At 34.4% G+C, this 5,025-nt stretch carries 4 protein-coding genes; 3 read left to right on the top strand and 1 reads right to left on the bottom strand.

The genetic code is table 11. The features are described 5' to 3' along the window. Positions 1-107: 107 nt before the first annotated feature. A complete protein-coding gene (locus tag RSC39_RS11825; RefSeq protein WP_332537414.1) occupies positions 108-1,052 on the top strand; it encodes an L-lactate dehydrogenase in 945 nt (314 codons plus the stop codon). Positions 1,053-1,269: 217 nt separating this feature from the next. Here the strand turns inward: RSC39_RS11825 and RSC39_RS11820 are convergent, their stop codons facing one another. After that, on the bottom strand, positions 1,270-2,265 hold the full coding sequence (locus RSC39_RS11820; RefSeq protein ID WP_332537416.1) for a YeiH family protein: 996 nt from the start codon (positions 2,263-2,265) through the stop codon (positions 1,270-1,272). A 163-nt stretch (positions 2,266-2,428) separates the two neighbouring features. Between RSC39_RS11820 and RSC39_RS11815 the strand changes: the two genes are divergently transcribed. Next, positions 2,429-3,247, top strand: coding sequence for a LysR family transcriptional regulator (locus RSC39_RS11815; RefSeq protein WP_332537412.1), 819 nt, complete (start codon positions 2,429-2,431; stop codon positions 3,245-3,247). Between the two features lie 197 nt (positions 3,248-3,444). After that, on the top strand, positions 3,445-4,929 hold the full coding sequence (gene lysS, locus RSC39_RS11810) for a lysine--tRNA ligase (RefSeq protein ID WP_332537409.1): 1,485 nt from the start codon (positions 3,445-3,447) through the stop codon (positions 4,927-4,929). Positions 4,930-5,025: the final 96 nt, after the last annotated feature.

The raw sequence follows: 5,025 nt of genomic DNA, 5'->3' as shown, positions 1-5,025 counted from the left end.
CTAATGCTTAGTGGTTTAAGATTAGGATAGCACGACTTATTTATTTTCCAATGAAATTAACTAGCAATTCGGGTATTGAATAATAAAGAATTAAAAAGGAGCTAAAAATGAAAATTACAAGCAGAAAAGTAGTCGTAGTTGGAACAGGTTTTGTTGGAACAAGTATTGCTTATTCAATGATTAATCAAGGACTAGTTAATGACTTGGTTTTGATAGATGTTAATCAGGATAAAGCTGAGGGTGAAGCTTTAGATTTATTGGATGGTGTTTCTTGGGGGCAAGAAAATGTTATTGTAAGAGCTGGAAATTACAAGGATTGTGAAAATGCAGATATTGTCGTGATTACAGCTGGTGTGAACCAAAAACCCGGACAATCACGTTTAGATTTGGTCAATACAAATGCTAAAATTATGCGCTCAATCGTTACTCAAGTTATGGATTCAGGTTTTGATGGTATTTTTGTAATTGCTTCTAATCCTGTGGATATCCTTACCTATGTCGCTTGGGAAACTTCTGGTCTTGATCAATCTAGAATTGTCGGAACTGGTACCACTTTGGATACTACTCGTTTTAGAAAGGAATTAGCCACAAAGCTAGAAATTGATCCACGGAGTGTTCACGGATATATTATTGGCGAACATGGCGATTCTGAAGTTGCAGTTTGGTCACACACGACGGTAGGTGGAAAACCTATTCTTGAATTTATTGTTAAAAATAAAAAAATTGGTCTTGAAGATTTGTCTAATTTATCAAATAAGGTTAAAAATGCTGCTTATGAAATTATTGATAAAAAACAAGCCACTTATTACGGAATCGGAATGAGCACAGCTAGAATTGTCAAAGCCATCTTAAATAATGAACAAGTCATTCTACCAGTTTCTGCCTATTTGCGTGGAGAATATGGTCAAGAAGGTGTCTTTACTGGTGTTCCATCTGTCGTAAATCAAAATGGTGTCAGAGAAATTATTGAACTCAATATTGATGCTTATGAAATGAAACAATTTGAAAAGTCTGTCAATCAACTTAAAGAAGTCATAGAATCTATTAAATAATCTAGTTAGGTTTTACAGCAGTAAAGGAAAATAAAATGGTCGCTCTACTCTTTTTAGTCATTGCTTCACTTTGGGGATTAATCTGGTTTAACATTAGTGAATCAGATTGATTAATAAGCTTCTTGCTAAAGTGAAAAATTTAGCTGATGGTAATAATTACCATAAAAAAAGTCACTAAAACAGAAATTTAGTGACTTTTTATTTCTTTGATTTCTGATTATTTGATTAAAAGACTTATCAAAATAATTGCAAGTACTACTTGAAAAACTAAGATAGATGAACCATAAATCAGTAATTTTCTTCCTGCTTTTATGAATTCAACTAAATTTAGTCGCAAACCAATAGCGGCTAAGGCAATGGTTTCACACCAACCGGATAGAAATTTTGCGGTAGCTGAAACTTCTGGCACAAAATGAATCAATGTATCTAAAGTACAAAGCACTAAGAAACCAACAACGTACCATGGCAAAAAAGAATTTCTTTTAATTTTGATTTGAGCGGTTGCTTGTTCACCCTTTGTTTGTTTTTTGCTTCTAAAACCAAAATATAAAACGACAAAAACAAGCATGATAATTCTCATAATTTTAAATAGGGTTGCTAATGTTGTTGTGTTTGGATTTACCATTGTCGCTGAAGCAACGACTTGTCCAACAGATTGTTCTGTTCCGCCAATCAGTGCGCCCCTTAATAAATCATTATTACCAAATATCCAAGTTCCTAAAAATGGAAGACTCAGCATTAAAATAGTTCCCATGAGATTGACCATGGCAATCGATGTTCTTTTCTCACTGGTCTCAGCTCCAATAACTGGTTCGACTGCGGCAATTGCTGATGAACCACAGACTGCATTTCCAGAAGCCATTAGGGCAGAGACATTAGCAGAAAAACCCAGTTTTTTACCCATAAACAAAACAAAAATAATTGTTGAAATCATTTGTATCAGAATAAATCCTACTCCGGAGAAGCCTAATTTACCAATGGTTTGAAAGGTTACGGTTGCTCCTAAAAACATCACTGAAAACTCTAGAAGTTTTTTTTCTGACCAAGCCGTTCCTGCAAACAAAGTGACTTGTTTAAAGTACAAATTACCCAAAATAATTCCTAATAATATTGCAATAGTTGCTGAACCTAAACTATGGAAGATAAAACGATTGAGTAAATAACTTACTATAGCAATGGCAAAGGAGAGCAGAAATCCTGGCAAAATACTCATGATGGCCTGTCTATCATTTTTAATATAATTTTTTAATTTTAACATTTTTCTACTTTTTCCTTTTTAAATTGTCTAGCATCAATTAGTTTACACAATCTCCTTTATTTTGTAAAATAAATTATTATCATTTTTAAAATTACTTTTATTAATTAAAGGAAGATTTATGTTCGCTTTACTCGAAACTTTTATTGCTGTGTTTGAAACCAAAAGCTTTACCAGAGCTGCTAGTCAATGTTTTATTTCACAACCAACCGCAACTGTTAGAATTAAAAAATTAGAGGAAGAACTAAAGGTTCAACTCTTTTCAAGAGGGCAACACCAAGAAGTCATTCCTACAGAAAGTGCCCATCTTCTTTATCCTAAAGCTTTAAAAACGCTCAATGATTGGAATGAATTACAATTTTCCTTAAAAAATCAGACGCCTAGTCGTAAACCTTTTAAAATTGCTGCTTCTCATAGTTCAGCAACTACTGTTCTCCCTCTGATTTTCAAAAATTTAATTCCTGAACTTGAACAACTTAATATTGAATTGATGATGCTTGATTCTCAAGAGGTTTTTGATTTAATTCGTAATCATGAAATTCATTTTGGAATTATTGAAAAACCGATGATGGATGAAACTATCGAAACTTTCCCACTTTTTAAAGATGAACTCGTTCTTGCTGGCAATCCAGAAAGTGACATCTTTTTTATTCGCGAAGCAGGGTCTGGTGTGGCTCATTATACGCATAATTATCTTAAAGAAAATAATCTTAATCCCAAAAACTTAGTCAGCGTCAATAATAATGATATGATTGTCAGCCAACTCAATGCTGGAATTGGTGCATCATTAATTTCCAAAAGATTTATTAATGAAAATATTGCTTTTCAAAGTCTTGACGAACGTTATCAACGCATTTTTTATGGTCTTTCCTTCTTGTCTGAACAAGACAAATTGCTCAAAACTGTGATTAAAAAAATCAAAGATTTAAGTGAGTTTTAAAAAATTTACTGACAGAAATTCTTTAAGGTCATTCATCATTTTCTAAATTTCTGTCAGTAATTTTGTAAGTATTTTTTAATGACAGCAAAAAAATCAGTTTAAGCCTATTCTTAAAGCGTTTACTGACAAAAAATTTCTGTTAATTTTTTGAAAATATGTTAAAATAGAGAGAATAAAAAATTACAAGGAGTACTATTTTGGCTGAAATCGAAGAACTTAATGACCAAATGAAAGTCCGCCGTGAAAAAATGGAAAACCTGCGCGATGCAGGAATTGACCCATTTGGACATAAATTTACACGTACGCACAACTCGCAAGAACTACACGAAGCTTATGACGAAAAGACGAAAGAAGAGTTGCATGAACTTGCACTTTCAGGAATTGTCGCTGGTCGTTTGATGACTAAACGTGGTAAAGGTAAAGTCGGTTTCGCCCATCTTCAAGACCGCGAAGGCCAAATTCAACTTTACGTTCGTCGCGACGAAGTTGGTGAAGAAAATTATGAAATTTTCAAAAAAGCTGACCTCGGAGACTTCCTCGGAGTTGAAGGCGAAATCATGAAAACTGATATGGGTGAATTGTCAATCAAAGCAAAAAAATTGACTTTCCTCTCAAAAGCGCTTCGTCCTTTGCCTGAAAAATTCCATGGTTTGACTGATACTGAAACACGTTATCGCAAACGTTATTTGGATTTGATTTCAAATAAAGAAAGCTTTAATCGCTTTGTGACTCGTTCAAAAATCATCAGTGAAATCCGTCGTTATATGGATGGTCGTGGATATCTTGAAGTTGAAACTCCAGTTCTTAACAACGAAGCCGGTGGTGCTTCTGCTCGTCCATTCTACACTCACCATAACAGTCTTGATATTGATATGGCGCTTCGTATTGCAACTGAATTGCACTTGAAACGTTTGATTGTTGGTGGAATGGAAAAAGTTTATGAACTTGGCCGTGTCTTCCGTAATGAAGGAATGGATATGACTCATAATCCTGAATTCACAACAATGGAATCTTATGAAGCTTATGCTGATTTTGAAGATATCATGGATTTGACAGAAGGAATCTTCCAACACGTTGCTAAAACTGTAGTTGGTCAAGATATTCTTGAATACGATGGTAAAGAAATCAATGTTGGTGGAAAATTCAAACGTGTTCACATGGTTGATGCCATCAAGGAAGTTGCTGGAGTTGATTTCTGGCCTGAGATGACTTTTGAAGAAGCATGCGCTCTTGCAAAAGAACATGACATTCATGTTGAAAAACATTTCACTTCTGTTGGTCATATCATTAACGAATTCTTTGAAAAATATGTTGAAGAAACTTTGATTCAACCTACTTTCGTTTTTGGTCATCCAAAAGAAATTTCACCACTTGCTAAAATGAATGAAAAAGACCCACGTTTTACTGACCGTTTTGAACTTTTCATCAACGGTAAAGAATACGCCAATGCTTTCAGCGAATTGAATGACCCAATTGACCAATTGGAACGTTTTGAAGCTCAAGCTAAAGCTAAAGAACTTGGGGATGATGAAGCGACTGGTGTCGATTATGATTACGTTGAAGCACTCGAACACGGTATGCCACCAACAGGTGGACTTGGTATCGGGATTGACCGCTTAGTCATGCTCTTTACTGGCACAACTTCAATCCGTGACGTTTTGCTTTTCCCAACAATGAAATAATAAATAAAAAACCGCTAAATGTAGTGACCCCCAAAATATAGACTTTTCAAATCTATATTTCGGAGGTCTTTTCTTATGGTCAAATATTCCATAGAA

Origin of the sequence: Lactococcus sp., from assembly GCF_036648155.1 — a bacterium.
GTDB lineage: Bacteria > Bacillota > Bacilli > Lactobacillales > Streptococcaceae > Lactococcus > Lactococcus cremoris.
Note: the sequence above shows the minus strand (reverse complement) of the source record. Positions and strands in the feature narration are given on the sequence as shown.